14 protein-coding genes are annotated in these 18,054 nt (G+C 51.3%); 3 read left to right on the plus strand and 11 right to left on the minus strand.

The features are described 5' to 3' along the window. The 3 genes from VPK24_RS11355 to VPK24_RS11365 form a co-directional block, all read right to left on the minus strand. A partial coding sequence (locus VPK24_RS11355) for a WD40 domain-containing protein (protein ID WP_393013337.1) occupies nucleotides 1-2,515 on the minus strand: 2,515 nt, incomplete at its 3' end. Between the two features lie 118 nt (nucleotides 2,516-2,633). Continuing rightward, entirely contained in the window at nucleotides 2,634-3,131 is a 498-nt protein-coding gene (locus tag VPK24_RS11360) for a type I restriction enzyme HsdR N-terminal domain-containing protein (protein ID WP_393013340.1), read from the minus strand. 17 nt (nucleotides 3,132-3,148) lie between these two features. Further along, a complete protein-coding gene (locus VPK24_RS11365) occupies nucleotides 3,149-4,420 on the minus strand; it encodes an AAA-like domain-containing protein (protein WP_393013342.1) in 1,272 nt (423 codons plus the stop codon). 184 nt (nucleotides 4,421-4,604) lie between these two features. On the opposite strand from VPK24_RS11365, the gene VPK24_RS11370 reads away from it, so the two are divergent. Beyond that, the gene (locus VPK24_RS11370) at nucleotides 4,605-4,856 is read left to right on the plus strand and encodes a hypothetical protein (RefSeq protein ID WP_393013345.1); all 252 of its coding nucleotides are present in this window, start codon (nucleotides 4,605-4,607) and stop codon (nucleotides 4,854-4,856) included. A gap of 93 nt (nucleotides 4,857-4,949) precedes the next feature. Then, entirely contained in the window at nucleotides 4,950-5,513 is a 564-nt protein-coding gene (locus VPK24_RS11375; protein WP_393013348.1) for a Uma2 family endonuclease, read from the plus strand. A gap of 150 nt (nucleotides 5,514-5,663) precedes the next feature. Here the strand turns inward: VPK24_RS11375 and VPK24_RS11380 are convergent, their stop codons facing one another. The 3 genes from VPK24_RS11380 to VPK24_RS11390 form a co-directional block, all read right to left on the minus strand. Then, nucleotides 5,664-7,598, minus strand: a complete 1,935-nt coding sequence (locus tag VPK24_RS11380; protein ID WP_393013351.1) for an esterase-like activity of phytase family protein — start codon at nucleotides 7,596-7,598, stop codon at nucleotides 5,664-5,666. Nucleotides 7,599-7,770: 172 nt separating this feature from the next. Further along, entirely contained in the window at nucleotides 7,771-8,958 is a 1,188-nt protein-coding gene (locus VPK24_RS11385) for an NAD(P)/FAD-dependent oxidoreductase (RefSeq protein ID WP_393013354.1), read from the minus strand. A gap of 131 nt (nucleotides 8,959-9,089) precedes the next feature. Continuing rightward, nucleotides 9,090-9,320 carry a helix-turn-helix domain-containing protein gene (locus VPK24_RS11390; protein ID WP_099534439.1) on the minus strand — a complete coding sequence of 77 codons (231 nt, stop codon included), beginning with the start codon at nucleotides 9,318-9,320 and terminating at the stop codon, nucleotides 9,090-9,092. A gap of 230 nt (nucleotides 9,321-9,550) precedes the next feature. Between VPK24_RS11390 and VPK24_RS11395 the strand changes: the two genes are divergently transcribed. Further along, nucleotides 9,551-9,820 carry a hypothetical protein gene (locus tag VPK24_RS11395; protein ID WP_190353697.1) on the plus strand — a complete coding sequence of 90 codons (270 nt, stop codon included), beginning with the start codon at nucleotides 9,551-9,553 and terminating at the stop codon, nucleotides 9,818-9,820. Nucleotides 9,821-9,825: 5 nt separating this feature from the next. Here VPK24_RS11395 and VPK24_RS11400 read toward each other — a convergent pair whose 3' ends face one another. Genes VPK24_RS11400 through VPK24_RS11420 form a run of 5 tightly spaced genes read right to left on the minus strand, consistent with a single transcriptional unit; the run spans nucleotide 9,826 to nucleotide 18,016 of the window. Next, entirely contained in the window at nucleotides 9,826-10,983 is a 1,158-nt protein-coding gene (locus VPK24_RS11400) for a cysteine desulfurase family protein (RefSeq protein WP_393013358.1), read from the minus strand. Nucleotides 10,984-11,034: 51 nt separating this feature from the next. Continuing rightward, on the minus strand, nucleotides 11,035-12,447 hold the full coding sequence (locus VPK24_RS11405; RefSeq protein WP_393013361.1) for a hypothetical protein: 1,413 nt from the start codon (nucleotides 12,445-12,447) through the stop codon (nucleotides 11,035-11,037). Between the two features lie 23 nt (nucleotides 12,448-12,470). Beyond that, nucleotides 12,471-13,646, minus strand: a complete 1,176-nt coding sequence (locus tag VPK24_RS11410) for a DGQHR domain-containing protein (RefSeq protein ID WP_393013364.1) — start codon at nucleotides 13,644-13,646, stop codon at nucleotides 12,471-12,473. A 31-nt stretch (nucleotides 13,647-13,677) separates the two neighbouring features. Continuing rightward, complete coding sequence (locus tag VPK24_RS11415; protein ID WP_393013367.1) at nucleotides 13,678-14,496, minus strand: phosphoadenosine phosphosulfate reductase family protein; 819 nt, start codon at nucleotides 14,494-14,496, stop codon at nucleotides 13,678-13,680. Then, a complete protein-coding gene (locus tag VPK24_RS11420) occupies nucleotides 14,474-18,016 on the minus strand; it encodes a hypothetical protein (RefSeq protein WP_393013370.1) in 3,543 nt (1,180 codons plus the stop codon). Before VPK24_RS11420 ends, VPK24_RS11415 begins: the two co-directional genes overlap by 23 nt. Nucleotides 18,017-18,054: the final 38 nt, after the last annotated feature.

Here is an 18,054-nt window from a genome sequence, read left to right on the forward strand (position 1 = left end):
CACCGCTGCTGGTGGCCAGGGTTTTGCCGTCGGGACTCCAACTCACGCTCAAAACCCCGCCGCTATGCCCTTGCAGGGTGGCGATCTCCTGACCGCTGGCCACGTTCCACAGTTTCACGGTCTGGTCACCGCTGCCGGTGGCCAGGGTTTTGCCGTCGGGACTCCAACTCACGCTCAAAACCCCGCCGCTATGCCCTTGCAGCGTGGCCAGGGTCTGACCGCTGGCCACGCTCCACAGTTTCACTGTATCGTCACCGCTGCTGGTGGCCAGGGTTTTGCCGTCGGGACTCCAACTCACGCCATTAACCGCGTCGCTATGCCCTTGGAGGGTGGCGATTTCCTGACGGCTGTCCACGTTCCATAATTTCACGGTCTTGTCAAAGCTGCCGGTGGCGAGGGTTTTGCCGTCGGGACTCCAACTCACGCTCAAAACCCAGCCGCTATGCCCTTGCAGGGTGGCGATCTCCTGACCGCTGGCCACGTTCCACAGTTTCACTGTATCGTCACCGCTGCTGGTGGCCAGGGTTTTGCCGTCGGGACTCCAACTCACGCTCAAAACCCCGCCGCTATGCCCTTGCAGGGTGGCGATCTCCTGACCGCTGGCCACGTTCCACAGTTTCACGGTCTGGTCATCGCTGCCGGTGGCCAGGGTTTTGCCGTCGGGACTCCAACTCACGCTCAAAACCCAGCCGCTATGCCCTTGCAGGGTGGCGATCTCCTGACCGCTGGCCACGTTCCACAGTTTCACGGTCTGGTCATCGCTGCCGGTGGCCAGGGTTTTGCCGTCGGGACTCCAACTCACGCTATTAACCGTGTTGCTATGCCCTTGCAGGGTGGCGATCTCCTGACCGCTGGCCACGTTCCACAGTTTCACGGTCTGGTCATCGCTGCCGGTGGCCAGGGTTTTGCCGTCGGGACTCCAACTCACGCTATTAACCGTGTTGCTATGCCCTTGCAGTTGATTTTTTTCTTGAATTTGGGCTAGGGCGTTGGAAACGGCATCGACCGGCCCAGTGGCGGCCAATTCACCAAAACTGCCCTTGCTGCCTTCCAGTTTTTTCAGTTTTTTCAGCGTGCGAGTTGCCTGCACCAAGCCATCCAACTGGCGAGTTTCAAACTGGTTCATCGCCGATCGGCTGTTTTGCTCAATCTGACTAATCGCATTCGCCCGCTCAATTTGCTGCACCCCAAACCAAGCCGCCCCAGCCGCCGCCGCAATCAACACCCCCGAGCCAATCCCCGCCCAGCGCAACTGCCGTTGGGCCTGCGCTGTCGTACTCGCCAACAAAAAATCCTCATCCTCCGTTGCCAACCGCTTGCCCCGCCGAAACTGCAACGCCGATCGCAACGCCTTGCCCCGCAACAGATATTTTTGGTCTTCGCCCGATTTGAGCCAAGCCTGAAGCTGCTCCTCATAGGGCCGCAACTCCGCCAACCGCGCCGCCACCCAAGCCGAGTCAAACACCGCCCCATAAATCCGGTTGTAGACCCGCAGCCGCCCCCCCTGTGATCGCACCAGCCCCACCAACCGCAACTCCAACTGCTCCTCGCTGGAGTCCAGTTCAAGGCCATCCGCACTCGCCAACACCCGCTGATAGCACCCCAACCGCCGCCCTAGGTTGGCTTGGTTCGCCTCCAGCAGTCGATCGCGCCGCGCCTTGAAGTGCTCTTGGGGGTCATCAAACTGCCACCGCTCCACAATCTCGCGCTGCACCAACGTCGCCACCGGCCCGCCCTTGTCGCGCACCAAGGCACAAAGCCGCTGCGTCAAAAACGGCTGCCCACCCGTCCAATCCAAAATTTCCGTGAGGGTTTGCTCCCGTTCCGCCGCCGTTCCCGGCAACCGATCGCCCAACGGCCCCAACGCCGCCGCCAACGCCAACCCCGACAGCTCGATCGCCTCACCAATATTGAAAGGGGTTTGGGTGTGATCGCGAATCAACTGGGACGGAGCCGCCACCCCCACCAAACAAAACGTCAATCGCTGAAATGCCGGTTGCTCCGATCGCTGGTTATAAAAACTGCGAATCCGCGCAAAAAACGGATCGATCGAAAAATTCAACCGCAACGTGCTGTCAATTTCATCAATGAAAATGGCGATCGGCTGGGAAATTTGCCCTAACACCACCTGCGCCACAAAATTGCCAAACTGCTGCACAGGCGACAAATCATCCTGCGCTGCCAACCAAGCTTTGCGCTGAAAGTCGAGGTCTAAGGCTTCCGTTAATTCAGCCATCAAACCGTTATAAAACTGTGATTCGGAAATGCCATCAGAAATCACATTGGTCAGATCGATCGAAGCACAGGCCCAACCGCGATCCAGTAATTTTGCTTGAGTTCGTACCCGCAAACTCGACTTGCCCATTTGCCGGGAATTAAACACATAACAAAATTTCCCGCTCTCCAAGGTGGCTAACAGTTCCGAGTCTGCCGATCGCTCCACATACACAGGCGAATCTGCCGCGATCGTCCCCCCAACCTGATAGCCATAATCAAACGCCTGGAGATCACTCATCGGGCGATCGCCCCCTGCAAGCGGCGCAAAATCTGCACGACCTTCCCCAAGTGATCATCCGGCGGCAACAGAGAAAATAGCCCCGAAACACCATAGCAAGATTGCAAGCGATCGAGCTTCAAAATCGGAATTCGCTGCCGTTGGTCAACAAACCAAAAATCACCGGACTTTCACCTGCCAACAGATAAGCCAAGGCTTGTGGCAAGACTTTTTGCAGCGAAAAATTGCTGCTTTTCGATTCAATCACCAATAACCATAGGGATTGATGCAACACCAAAATATCGAGCCGGCCGCGATAGATCCGATCGCCCTCTTGAGCCACCAACTCCACCGATCGCTCATCCTCGATCGCAAACTCCGGCTCATAAAATCCCGCCAAATCCAACAACGGCGACACCACCGCCATTTTCACCAAATTCTCAGACACCGACCCGCGATCGACCAAGGCCTCGTAATAGCGAACCACCCGGGCGATCGCCACGCGATCTAACTCACTCAACTCCGGCAATTCGCCCTGCCATTCCCCAAAGAAATTCGGATCGGGCGATCGTTGCAAGCCAAAGTCCGCCGCCAACGCTGCCAAGGTGGTTTCGTCCGCAATTTGTACCACTGCCATCGTTGCTAGCTCCCTTGTCAGCGAACTGGATGCGCCGCAAAAAAGTCCCGATACATCGCACAACGCCAAGCAATCCCCTGGCCAACAAATTGCCCCAAACCCAACCGCTCCAGCGATCGCATGGTGTTTAGGTCAAGGCTCACCGCTTCATCACTGGCCACCATTTGGGCGATCGCCGCTCCTAGCTGGGCTTGTTTGGCGAGGTCATACAGTTTGTTCAGGTCGCTGCGATAAATGCCTGCGAGCGTCGGTGCTTGGGCCACCAAGTTGGCAATGGCATCGGGCGCTTGCCCCTGAAGTTCCCGCCAAGCCAATTCTAAAAGATGGGGATAGCCACCGGTCACTCCCACTAAATCGGCCACTTGCGACGATGTTAGCGCTAGTTCTAATTGCTCTGCCCATTGGCTAGCTTGCTCTAGCGTAAAGTTGGGCAGCCGGGCCTCATGCCCCACATTAAACGGCGATTGGTGAATTTCTAGCTCAATATAAACTTCTGTGGAATAGGACAAAATAAACCTGACTTTTTTCCACTGGCTCAGGGTTTTTGCCTTGTCAAACCATCCGCGAATTAACCCAAAAAAGTCTTTGGCCCAAGATTGAGTAAACAATAAATCAACATTATCTAAAGCCACAACCAACGGGCGATCGCTGGGTTTTAAAAAAGCATTAAGCCACAACTCGCTACAGTTATTTTTGGGTGTGCTATCCAAATCCCAAGCCTCAGCCACAATGGTGGGGTCAAGCTGGAGCGATCGCGCCGTTTCGCGACAAAACCACTGTAACCAGGTGGTGAGATCTGCCCGATCGCGATCATCGGCCGTTTGCATGTCCAAAAACACCGGGCGATCGCCCCGCTGTCGAGCCTGTTCCAACAGCCAACACAACAAGCGCGTTTTGCCCAACTGTCGCGGCCCACGCACCCGCACCAGTGCTCCCGGTTGCTGAAGTGCATGATCGCACTGACTCTCCAAGGGTGGCCGCTGAATATAAATCGCCTCTGGCTCAGGGCTGCTCTCATCGGGCGATCGAATCTCCTCGGGATCTAGCCCTAACGCATGACAGCACCACCGAAATTTTTGGAGCGATATATTTCCCTCGTTCTCGATGAATCGCCGCCAAGACGTTTGGCTAAAATTTTCTAAATCAGGGTCAATCTCCGGGTGCTCGACTTCTGGTGTGTTGAGTTTGATCACCAATGCGGGCCATTTAGTGCTGTTTCTAGCCCAGCCGCGATCTGCGATCGCCGCCTGGATTCGCTGGAACCCCTCCTCACTTGCCCGAATCCCCATCGCCCCTCGCCCCAGTGAACTGCTCTGAACAGTTTAGAAAGATTTTGAACAGGTCTGAACAAATCTGACCCAATTTGCCGCCTTGCGTCAAAACCCATCACCCCAAAATTCACTCGCTACTGAAGAGACTTGAACAAGTCACCTCAGCGATTCTGAACTCATCAACCCACCAGGAGTTCAGCTCATGAATCGCCCAAGCCAACTGCTCCCCGCCGCCCCCCAAACCACCCAAACCGCACAGGTGGAGCTAGCCCCGATCGCCCTGGATCTGCAACCCCTCGTGACCGGCAGCAACTGGCTCGGGAGCTTGCTGGCCCTGCTGGTGTTGGCCCATGGCATCACCACCAGCACCGAGCGATCGCTCCGGTTAGTGATGCCCGTTGTGCAGTGCCTGGTTAAATGGCTGATCACCCAACGCCAGAAACCACGCCGATAGACTGCGATCGACTGGGGGCAAGGGGTTGAAACGCCTTGTCTCCTCGATCGGCTGTGACTTGCTACGATCGAGCCATTTCCTACCAGACTCACCATGCTCGCCACCGATCCGCTGTATATCAGCCCCGCTGATTACCTTGCCGCCGAAGAAATCAGCCCGATCCGTCACGAATACCGCGATGGTGAAGTCTTTGCCATGACTGGTGGCACACGCAACCATCACTTGATTGCACTGAACTGTGCCACGGTGCTCAAGATGTATCTTCGGGGTTCTGGCTGTCGTGTTTTTGTGGAAGGAATGAAGCTGCGAATTGAGGCAAGTAACGCTTTCTACTATCCCGATGTTGTGGTGACTTGCGACGATCGAGATCGCCCTAATAACGAGCAATATATTAGCTATCCGCGCCTGATTATCGAAGTGCTGTCGCCCAGCACGGCCCGGTTCGATCGCACTGAAAAATTCGCCGATTACCGAACCATTCCCAGCCTGACCGAATACGTGCTCGTTTCGACGGATTGCCAAGCGATCGAGCTGTTTCAAAAGAGTGATCGCGGCGAATGGCAACGAGCGAATCCGAGCGATCCGGTGCAATTGATGAGCGTTAATGCTTCGATCGCGATCGCGGATATCTATGAGGATACGGATCTTGCGGGCTAATTTCGCTGGCGGATTGCCAATGCAGTCCAGCGAGCGGCAATCTGCAAAAGATAACCCCTTACCGAAACGATGAAATGGTTGGTTGTTGGGGGGTTCACAAGGGGCCGTTGCCCCCTGTGAAAACGAGAGATCCGGACGAGAGGAACCGATCTAGACCAGCAGGAATCGACTGGCGATCGCGCTGGCTTCCGCCGTTGAGCGACCGCGCAGCACCCCAATCAGTTCATCACCGCCGCTGAGGCCCGCCGTGCCGTCATTGTCGATGAACAGACCCAGGGCCGTGGCATCCACGGTGGTGGTTCCCAGGACGTAGGTGGCTCCGCTGGCCAATTGCAGGCGATCGTCCGTGGGGCTGAAGTCCGTGATCAGGGCGTAGTCACCTAAGCCAGGGTTGCTGTTGTTGGTGTTGCTATAAAACGCGCCGCTGCTGTTGCCCAACACAAACAAATCGCTACCGGCTCCGCCGACGAGGGTGTCGATTTCGCCAGCGCCCCGGAGACTGTCGAGGCCCGCGCCCGTCAGGGTGTCGTTGCCCAGGTCGCCCGACAGGGAATCTCGGCCCAGGTCGCCAAACAGTTGGTCATCGCCCTGGCCACCAAACAAGATATCTGCATCTTGACCACCGCGCAGGAAATCGTTGCCTTGGTTGCCGTAGAGGGTGTCATTGCCCTGGTTGCCCGCGAGGCTGTCGTTGCCCTGGTTGCCGAAAACCTGGTTATCACCACCCCGTGCATCGAGTCGATCGGCGGCGTTGGTGCCGCGAAACGCCCGCGCCACGGGTAGGGCCTCATCAAACCGGATCAGACCCAATCGCACGGGGGTGACTTCCGTTTCAAAGGGCACGGTGCCGTTACCGGGCAGGGTGTCGGCCGCCAAGCCGAAGTCGTTGTCGTTGACGATCGCGAGGGTGTTGGCATCAACCCGCGCCAGGCCTTCGGGTTTGTCCACGTTCACATAGCCCGCTTCTGCGGCGTTCACGAGCAGCCGCTTGGCAACGGGTTCAATGCCGGCCGCTTTTAGTTCTGCGTAGGTTAGCTGCTCGATCGTTTTGCCGGGGGGCAGTTGACGCAAATTGGCGGGGGAGTTGATGTTGGTCGCGCCAGCCAGGTCGATCTGATAGATCAATTTGTTGGAGCTGGTGTCGGTCAGGTCGTCGCGTTCAATGACGGCAAATTGACCGCCCCCGATCGCCACGGCATCCCCAATTTTGTCGGTGCGTCCATCGCCACTGCGGGTGATGTCATCGAGGATGTAGAGATATTCAGCGGTCACTTCGCGGGTGCTGATGTCCAACTGCACAATCCGCAGGTTGCGCGATCCTCGGGAGGTGGTGTCGGCTGTGCTGTCGGGATTGTCGATCGCGCTTTGGATGAAGGCATAGAGTTTGTTGCCATCCAAGGCCACGGCTTCAAACCCTCGATTGGCCCGGCGCGACCCATAGACGGCGGGTAAGATTTCCGTGCCAAATGTGCCGGCTGGCTGTTGAGCGGCGGCGGCGGTTCCTTGGGGAATGAAGCGGTTTAGGAGTTTACCGGTGCGATCGAACTGATAGATGGCGGGGCGATATTCATCCACCATCCAGAACGACCCATCGGGGGCCACCACCACCCCTTCCGAGTCAATGCCTACGGGGTCGTTCGTGAGCCGGTTGCCAAACAAGTCCACGGGCACTTCATCCGTGTAGGCTGTGCCTGAGGCGGCCGCTTGCAAATTGGGCAGGCCGGTGATCGGGCGATTGTCGGCGGCCTTCAGTCCGATCGTCTCGGTGAGGGTGAAAGCGCGAGTGGCCGGATCCAAAGAAAAGCGAATTAACTGCGGCTGAAAATCGGGCAGCGCAAAGGGGCGCTCGTTGCCGGGCACGTCGCGCAACAGGTTGGTGGGTTCACCATTGGGGCCGCGATCGGTATGGGTCAGGAATTGCAACCGCCCGTTGGCATCTCTTCCCTCGAAGGCTAACCCGGAAAACCCGCCCAGAAAAATCTGTTGACCGGGAGTGGTTTGGGAAGGGTTGCGGGGGTTGGTCGTGGCTGTTGTGCCCAACAGCGGACGGTTATTCCAATCGAAGGTTGAAATTGTGGTGGCCATACAGCACAGGAAACAACAGTGGGCAGAAGCTCCCGAACGATCGAATCGTGCCTTGGAGCTTGGCCACTCTATCGGCCTGGGCTTAAGCAACCATTAACACTAGATTGCTGTTTGCTTAATCTCCGCAGTCCGGCTCAAGGCCGCTGATCCCAGGGCAACCGATCGCCCCTGCTCAAACCTGCACCAAGGCATCCCAACGGCGAAGCGTTTTTGCCGATTGCAGCAAGCGCCGAGGGAGCGATCGCCCGGTCAGGAAGTTCATGAACCAAGGAGACTGGTTCCAGCGATTGATCCGACGAGACAGGACAAACTCCTGATCAAACAGTCGTTGCAAATCGCGATCGTAAGCGGAGAGGGCTGCGCGATCGAACTGGCCAACCCGGATAGCCGTTGCGGCCACGGCCGCCGCCAGCCGCCCCGAGTCGATCGCCTTGGCTGTACCAAACCCCGTTAGCGGATTGCACAGGCCGGCCGCGTCACCCACCAGCAACACCCGATCGCCCGATCGGCGGATCTGGGCCGAGCCACCAAAGGTCATGGGCCAGGTTTCCGGCTCACTGATGGGTTCTGCGGTTGCCAAGCGTTCCCGCAACCAGGGTTTGGCGGCAATCACCTCCGACAGCAACCCGGACAGGCGGGCCGGATCGTTGCCAATTCGATCGGCCCTGGTGCCCAAGCCAACTTTGAACCGCCCATGGGCCAAGGGAGCGATGAACAAAAAGCCCGGCAAGAGGGGCTGAATATAGTGTGCTTCGATGTGGGGCTGCTCGAAGCCGGCCACGTTGCGGTAGTAGCGGTGGAGCGTCAGGGCCCGATCGGTGGGGTCTTCGGTTTGGTTCAGCAACAGGCTGGCCACGCGCGATCGGGCCCCATCGGCTCCAATGACGAGCTTGGTGTGCAGGGTTTCCGTTTGCTCACCGATTTTTACCACTGCCGCCAACCGATCGCCCGCCGGTTCCAGGGTCACCAATTCACAGCCCAGCCGCAGATCCGCAGTCGATCGATCCACAAACCCCAACAGCAGGGCATCCATGGCCTGGCGATCCATGGTGTAAATCGGGGCTTGGTCGGCCGGGTGGGGCAAGGGGGGTTGGTAGCGATCGCCCCGATCGCTGAAAATCCAAGCGCCGGCCGGACAGGGCAACAGGTCGGGGCTGGCGAGGAGGGCTGCTGCCAAATCAGGGCGATTGAGGCGATTGAGCGCTGCCAACAGATCCTGGCCAAAGGCGTTGCCGTCCACTTTGTCGCGGGGAAAAACGGCGCGATCGATCAGCACATGGTCAATTCCCCGCTGGCTGAGGGCGATTGAGCTGGCCACGCCTGCCGGCCCAGCTCCGACAACTAAAACATTGGTTTCCATAGCAGTGGATTGAAGGGCAAATCTTTTTTGAAGCTTGAATACTGTCTATTGATCTTCTTAGATTGCCCGATCGTCAACTTGCCAAAATTGGAGGCACTGGGGTCTAAAAACTCAAAAAAATGGGCGATCGGCTATTCCACGATTTCGCCCAAATATAGCCGCACGAAATCCCGCGCTGCTTCTGGATTTAGCTTTTTTAAGGCTGTGACGATCGCCACGATCGTGTCACCGCTAGGGTCGCGAACGTCATTGCACCAGCGATATACGGTGGTTCGCTCGATATCCAATTTGGCAGCGAGAGCGTACTGACTGACCTCGTGCGAGGTCAAAACTTGCTTTAAAACTTGTCCGGCTTTCCCCATAGGCTCAATCCTCTCAAAAGCCTATAGGTTTCGTAAATTGGCTACCATTTGGACTAGTACATTGATCGGTTGACGTATACAGATTGGACTATTAAACTTAAGGCAAGTCCAAGTAAGTGAGATTTGACAAAGCTGTTGTACATCCCACATTCAACGGGAGATAGAGACTGATGCCTCATTGATCTTGCTTTGCTTGTGCCAACGGCCAATTCATTTCAGGAGGAACGGCCATGACGACTGTAACTGACTTTGTGGAAACGCCGATCGCCCCGGAATCCTTGACTGAGGGGCAATTCGCGCTCGATTCCCTGCCCGCGCGATTGGATGGGCGCGAAACGGTGAAAGTGATGGTGATTGGGTCGCCGCGTGCGGTGGAAAACACGATTCGGGTGTTGTATCTGCGCGGCTTTGCGGAGTTGTACGAGTGGTCGCCGATGCAGCCAACCCAAAATCCCGGTGAGGTGATGAGTTTGTTGCGGCGGTTGTTGTCGCTGAGTTGAGCAGTCTAGAGTAAGGCTCGAATTTGACTGATCGCGTTGCTGAGGAGTTGAGCAGCGCGATCGATTTCATCATCGGTCGTGAATTTACCAAGGCCGATCCGAATTGCGCCTTCTAGGTGGTCGCTGGGCAACTGCATTGCCTGCAAAACATGGGAAGGCGCTTCAACGCCGCTGGTACAAGCAGAGCCTGTGGCAATAGCAAGCTGCTGACGAACTCGCGCAACAATTGCCCCGTTGGGAAGACCAGGTACGCAAATATGTAAATTTCCGGCAAGGCGATTTTTGAGATCACCGTTAACTGCCAAGCCGGGAATTTGCGCTTCTAGCAATGTTTGTAGGCGATCGCGCTGTTGAGCAATGCGCCATTCATCCTCTTGCACTTCGCTAGCTCGTAGTCGGCAGGTTTCACCAAAACCAACAATTCCTGGCACGTTGAATGTGCCTGGCCGAAGACCATTTTGCTGACCACCACCATAAAAAAGAGGCGCAATCCTATGTCCACGCTGGACAATCAAGGCTCCGATGCCTTTGGGTCCATAGCATTTATGTCCTGAGATCGCTAACATCGTGACTCCCCAGCCATCAAAATCGAGGGGGATTTTTCCAAGAGCCTGTGTAGCATCACAGAGGTAGGGAGTTTGATGGCTTTGGGCGATCGCCGCAATTTGAGCTACAGGATAGATTGTGCCAACTTCATTGTTGGCTGCCATGATGCAAAGTAAATCCAGTTGCTCTGCACAAAGTTTATCCAAGTCGTCAAGATTAAGGCGTGCCTGTTTGTCTACAGGGATCAAGATATGTTCGATTCTTTTTTGTCGAGCTAGGGCATAGCAGGTATCTAGAACTGCTTTGTGCTCAACGGTTAATGTTGCAACACGGGGCAGTTGATTTCTGGGAGAAAGTGCAGCAATTGTGCCTTGAATCGCAAGATTCAGGCTTTCGGTAGCGCCGGAAGTAAAGATGATTTGGCGTGGGTTGCTATTAATCAGTTGTCCAATCTGCTGACTAGCCAATTTGACCGCAGTTTCTGCATAATCTCCCCACAAATGATCATTACTGCTAGGGTTTCCATAGTGGTGAGTATGGAAAGGGGCGATCACATCCAAAACACGCGGATCGATCGGTGTTGTTGCGTGATAGTCAAAATATATTGGATCACTCACTTTTAAAGTATTAAGTTACATGTCTTGAAGGTAATTGATTTAAGAGTAGCATTAGTGAATCATTAGACCAGGAAGTTTTTCAAGTGGAAGAACATAAATGATATGATTGGAAAAGTTTAAGATTTTTATCCATGAATCAAAATCAGAAATTTCAAATTGTATTATTTTGCGCCTTACTTTTGAGTGTGGAATTTCAAAACATCCATTACTAGAATAGCCTCCTAGAGTCCAGCATATGATAAACTCAACTTGCATAACAGGGTGATCATGCTTGAAAAAGTTATCCAGACGATATTCAAACTCTGTAACTGCCATATCTAGAGTAGGAGACTCAAGAGATTTTCGGATTTTAATTAGGCTGTCAATACCTGAGTTGCTTGTGTGATCAAGTATCTTAAAATCACCTAAAATTCTCTGAATATAAGGTTCAGCTCTAGCAGCTAAAATAATCGTCTCTTGCTCATTGGTGGGAACCAAGCCAAGGTCAAAATTACCTATTTCAGTAGTTATAGAAATTCTTGGTTTTTGTTGTAATTTTTGTTTTCTACTTTCGATCTTTTGAATTGATTTCTCTCTTTGCTCATTGATTTTCTTCATAACCAGTTTTTTTAAGACTAACGATATAGGGTTCGAGCTATCAGAGATAAGTTGCAGAAAATCTTGTTTGAGATCTATGCTGTTGAATTTCTGGCAAAATGCATCTACTACCAGTTCAATAGATCCCGAAATTCCGTGATAATTGGACGCGATAGACAGACTTTGCAATAGTTCACCAAAAGCAACCTCTTCTGTTCTAGTGCCTTGGTTTCTTTGATAAATGTTTATTATTAGGCATAGGTTCGATGATTTCAAGTCATTCTCATATCTATAGATTGTGTATAGAGAGTTCTTTGTTTCGCAATAGGATAGTACAGACCTCTGCTTGGGAACAATACTTCTTTGATTTGCTCCGAGCTTAATAGTTATTTTTCTGTGCAAGAGACTAGATGGCAGTGCGCAAGAGCCTAGCCATGTACAGTTTCTAAGATCCATTTCAATTTTATCGAGATCAACAACATTTAAATCTTTGGGTCTAGATATAAAAATATATGGAGATCTTGATTTTTCTTGATCATGCGAATGATTAGAAATCAATTGAAGAATGAATGATGGAACAACATACTTAGAAGAGTCATTAATAAACACATCTTTACTAACTGATTCTAGTCCAAGATCTCTATCCAAACACAAAACAGTATCTGAATCAGATCCACCGATCACTCCGCCCTCTTCCATAAGCTTCAAAAGAGAAGTAATCAATTTTTGCGTAGCATACTCTACTTGTGAAGCTTTCTGATCATCAAAATATAAGACCAACCATTGAACATGGTTGTCTTGTATCAAAGGAATCTCGACTTGCTCTAACTCAAGTCCGCTTTTAACTTCATTGAGAAGAACAGATACTAGAAGCTTGCTAATCGACATGACAACTTAGAGCTATTGGGCAACTAATTTCCTTGAATAATTTGATCGCATTCTGCTTCAAGATATAGGTAAATTGCTTCTACTCCCGCTTTTCCAGTACTTTTTAGGTCTGAATTCAGCTTCAACACCTCAGCATTGAACTTTGGCTTTGTTAGGACTAGTTTCACTCGATCTCGCTTTGCCAGGGACTCTAGATCACTTGTAATTGAATCAAAAGATGGCGCTTTGGAACTTGCCATCCATCTGGCGCTAAAAAGCTTCGCTGCAAGTTTAGAAAAAGCTCTAATGCCAGTTTCTTCCAAAAGACGGTATTGAAAGCCACTGGTTCCAGGTTTGTCAGGGCTTTTCTTCGCATCAATAGCTGGCATTTTGTCTATGTCTGACCAGTACTCATGCATGGAGCTTTTAACAGCTTTCCAGTAGCTCAGAACAAAACTGATTGCAGATGCTTGCAGCTTGAGATCATCTTTGGGATTAAAGTCCTTCGTTACTGTAAAGTTTTTACTAAACATTAGATCAACGCATTCTTTCGCTGCCCCAAATAGAATGAGCTGCCAGTCATGACGCTTCTCTAGACCAATCCTGCCGCGAAAGACAGATTCTTCGTCTTCGCGCAGTGCATCAGCGACTTTGCTGGCAAAATCACCTTCACGATCTAAATAGACAAGTAGGGATTTTTTAACACCCTTTTGATTTCCATTGATATCAACAAACTCTTGTTTCTCTTCGTCCTCTTGCATGTCATCAATAGCCATGAAGGGAATTGGGCGAGATTTAACCGTTTCATCAACTTCTTGGTCGATCGCTAGCTTCCATAGACCACCTAGTCGGTGCTGACCGTCAATGATAGCTGCTAAGTCCGATGCTTGAATAGTTCCAAAATTCTTCGTACTATTACTCTGTGGTGTAAAGCTCCACTTTCCCCGAGCACAAAGCAGAACAGGTGGAATAAGACAACTAGGTCTATCAAGAATAAACCTTTTTATGTCTCGCATCCGTTTAGAGTCACCTGCACGCTGATAGCCTCCAGCCTTAGAGTTTAAAGACTCAGATGAATCTTCAGTAGGCTCTTCCGTACCCGAAACAACAGGAACAAAGGTTAATTGCTTGATTTCTAGAGGTTTGAGAGTCCCTAGATAGTAAACTCGGCCCGAAGGATCTTCAACTTTGAGAATATTTTTAAGTTCAACCATGGACATTTCTTCAATCTCCTGTCAGTTTCTTCAGGTTTTATAGGTGACATGCCAGGCAGGGAATCTCATTATTTTCCTCTAAGGCTTCTTCGAGCATATCTGCCAAGGCTTTATTACCTGGAAATGAAGATCCACCATTAGTTGTTGCAAGCTTAGATTTCAGGTGCTGATTTATAATTTCATCACGTCGATTTAAGAGATCTAATAACGTTTCGCCCTCTGTCCAAGAGTAATTCCTACCATCGCTATGCTCTTGCTCATAGCGGACAGCTTCAGCAAACAGGTCAGGATGCTCCTCAGCAAGCTTAACCCACTCGTACTTTCGCTGAAAGAAACAGAAAAAACATCCCGATCTGCTGCGCCAACGGTAATAGTCAGGAATACCGATACCGCTTTCTTCAAGCATCTGAAAAACATCAGCTTTTTTTAAGCCATGCTCTCTGAATGGAAAAACAGGGGTGATATTGGGCTTGGTTGAAACATAGCCCTCACGATTCTCATCAGCACGAATTGCAATATAGCTAACTGCCTCGTCTTCACCCACAAATTTCTCTAGGGGCAGAATTTTCATCTGCTTTGTACACCAGCGAGCCTTTGGCGAGGGCAACATTCCACCATAGATATCGAGCCAGTGATCAAACCCCCTTTCAGACTCCAACCTCTGGATCGTAATCCCTAGCCGTGCTTCGATCCGATCCAAGTACTCGTAGGTTTCAGGTAGTTCCTTATGGGTATCACAGAAAAAGTACTCAATCTCCAGCTCTGGGTGATGCTGGCTCATGAATACCGCTAGGGCTGTACTGTCTTTGCCCCCCGACAAACCGAGGATATGTCTAACTGGTTTCTGATTGCTCATGAGGAAGATTGTGACGCTTTTTTCGAGCTTTGGCAACCTGATCATTCTCCTCAGGGGATAGCACTCTCTCGCCTAAGCGAGCCAACAACGCCTGTTGTAGACGAGAATTGTCGGATAAGCCAGAATTTTGCAGAATTTCTGCAATCAAACGATCAAGTACCTCGCTTTCTCTACGGTCAACCCACACTACTTGGTTGACTTCTCGCCCATCCGTGCGCGTTATCGTTAGGCGAACCGCCTCAAAGCCTTCTCGCTGAGCTTCGGTGCTCGACTGAACCGCCTCCAGATTTTTGAATCGTCGCGCGAGATCACTAAGTTTTACCTCGAACTGCACAGCATCGTCATCCGTCCAAGAACGCGGCGGCTTATCAGCCACAACCATCGTCAAGGCCTCTAACCAAGCTCGATCATCAAGAGACTCATCAACCGCCGCTTTTAAGAATCGCTTCAGCGTCGGCTCCAAGCATCCCGGCAGCAGGTGACGCGATCGCACGCGGATATCCTCCCGCAAATACCTCGCCTCGCCTCGAACTCCCAAGGCCTCCAGTAGGCAGGTCTGGCAGCGCTCCAATAGTCGATCGTAAGCAACATTCAGCTCTCGAAGGCAAGCTACCAAGGCCCGCTTAAACTCTCGGGCCATGTCTTCATCTGCGGCAACGCCTGCCGCAATGGGCTGTAGTCCACAGGCCTTGGGTAGTGCCGTGAAGAGGACTTCATCAGGTTCTTGAGCCTGTTGCAGAACTTGCAAAACTTGCTGTGCTTCGGGGCTAATGTGCCTTGTTTGCAAAACATACTTGTTCAATTGCTTCACAAAGCTAAACAGAGGCTTAGCAATCGCTAGCAAGCTGAAGTTGCGCACGCCCGGCAACGGTTCTGCACGTTTTGAGCGCAAAGCCACTTCGAGTTCACGAAAGACAACAGATCGTAAGCCCAGTAACTCAAAGTATTTGACGGAGAATCGGGCAGGGTCTTTTACTAATAGTTCAAAGTGCTCTGGCCCCAGAACTGCAACAAAGCCATCATCTTTGTAAACAGCAAAATCTTCGGCCCGGTGCAGAAGTATAGCTGCTAAGACGACAGGGATCGCCCCCCGCTTCAAGCCATAGGGAGGCTGCTCTAGCTGGATATAGAGATCTGCTAGGGAGCGTCGTTCTGTAACCGCTGCACAGCAAAACTGCTCGATCGCTTTCCAAACAGTCACTAAGCCTGAATTTTCAAGGGGTGGAAAAAATCCCCATAAGCCTTGTTCCTGGCGATGGATGCCAGTAGAATCCAGCACCGAGTAATACATGGCTACTTCCGGCCCGTAGCCGGTTAGCCCCAAGCGTGGCGCACTCGCATGGCTCAACATTGCCTCGATAAGTAACCGTCGTGCCTTTGCGCCTTGAGTGGTTAACTCCCGCCGATTGATTAACTCGTTGTCCAGTTGCCAAGCTTGGTCATAGGTGCGATCGCACACATCCGAGACTGCCGCGCGGAAAGCCTGAATGTGTTGTACCTGCTTACGTTCACCCAAAATCCAACAGGCTAATTGCTCGCCTGCCCAGCCTAATGCCAGCAACATCGTGTCATCTAATAACCGCTCAGCTTCCTGCAAGCGATAACGAACCTCGTGACGGGCAACACTATCACTTGTTAGCTCCGGCGCTTTATTGACTTGCTGCAAAGCCTTTACTTCTCTAGCGCGTGTGCGCAGCAAATCAACTTTCGCAACTTCCACCACAATGAGTGGTTTCCCATCGGCTGTTTTGGCTGGTACATTCTGTGGCAGTGTTTCATCAATCCAATAGAGCACTAAGCCATCACTCGTAGAAAATGAGCATCCTAGTCGCTGCCAATTCGTTGTGGTATCGCCATAGCACTGCTCAAAATAACGTAGGTTTCCAGTGTCGTGTAAATGTCGTTGAGCAACAACGGGTTTCAAAGGACGTACTGTTGCTAGACTCTTGGCCAGTGGGAGGCGATCTTGCTCAACTTGTTTATAGATTGCACCTTCAACATCAAAATCTGATCCCTGCCAAATTCTCAGCTCATCTAACTGTCGGCGATAGGTAATGATGCCCTGTTCTTGTAGGCGATTAATGCGTTCTAGCCATATGGCTTGCTCGCTTGAGTCATCAGGTCGATCGCACAATGCCAGCGCGACCAGTTCTGGGCGGGCGCGTAGTGTCCCGGTCGTAGTAGCTAGGTTTAAGACCCCGATGGTTTTTAACAATTTCAGCAAATCTGGATCTCGATCACGGGCATCCTGAATTAGGCTTTGAACTTCCACCCAGCGTTGTAAGTTAACCCGTGAAGCTAAACCAGACACAGACTCCACAAAATAATCGTAAAGTCGGTCTAGGGTGAATGTTGGAAGGGAGTAGTTGAAAACAACTGTTTGTCGCAAAAATTCGCAGAATCCGTGCGGTTCGTCGCCAGTCAAAAATGTGAATAAAGATCGATCATTTTGGGCATATCTTGTACATAACAATGGTAGAACAATCGCCGTAATTGGGTGTAAAGGATAAGCCTCAGCAATCATGGATTCACTGAGGTCATACTCTCCTAAAGCAGTTTTTAAAGTTGACTGCCAAGTACTCGCCTGTTCACGAACAGCACATAAAATTGGATCTGCTTTTGATCGATCAATTGCTTGACCAATTAATCGCGTCATTTGGTTTGGTGATTCAGTGAAGGAAATATCTTCAAAGCGCCCTTGAACTTTTGCCCATTCACTTTGCTCAATTGTTGCAAGTCGATCACTGTAACCTGCAAAAGATTGGTGTAATAGACCTAATAAAAAAATCCTGGAACTCTTGTTCTTTGACGATTTAGGCTTGGCTTTAAACTCGGCAATCTGCTGAAGAAGATATAAATCCCTGGTTCCTTGATGTTGAGCTGTAAATTCTAAATTTTTTCCTAGTTCATCTATTACTAAAAATAAATCTTTTTGACTTTCTTCTAAGACTCGACGTAATAGATCAAGAACTTGCTTATCTGAAATTTCAACCTTCTGTTGAATTGATCGGCTAGTGTCTATTTCCACAGCCCAATCAGTCAACTCAAGCGCAACAGATGGCCGATTACTATTTGCCCAACAGAGATCTGCTCCTTGAGAAAGTGCACGGATAATCGTATGACTGAGTGGCTCACGCCGACCTGTAGCAATCCCTAGCCACAAGCCATCAAGTGGCAAGTTTTGTTCTAGATTTTTCAATTCATTAGTATTCGTCCCCAGACATTGGCGAGCAATTGCCAGAGCTATTTCACGTTCAGGACTATTCTGGGGGCGACTTAAAGCTGCTAGGTACTGTGCAAATGCTGACTTTCCAGTACCATAGTTACCTGTCAATGTCCAAGCTCGGCTATCAGAGCTTTGCCCCCAAGCCATTACGATTCTTTGTAGAGTACTCTCAGCTCGTTCAGTTAAAACATAACCTTCTAAAGTCTCTAGGTGATCAAAATCTCGCTCTAAATTAATAGACCTTGAATAACGACGATGTAAATGAAAGTAGTGACCCAAAACTTTGGAATTCATGCTTCACTCCGAGATTAATAAATGGTAATTCAAGCGCA

It is taken from the genome of Limnothrix redekei LRLZ20PSL1 (genome assembly GCF_043235035.1).
GTDB lineage: Bacteria > Cyanobacteriota > Cyanobacteriia > CACIAM-69d > CACIAM-69d > CACIAM-69d.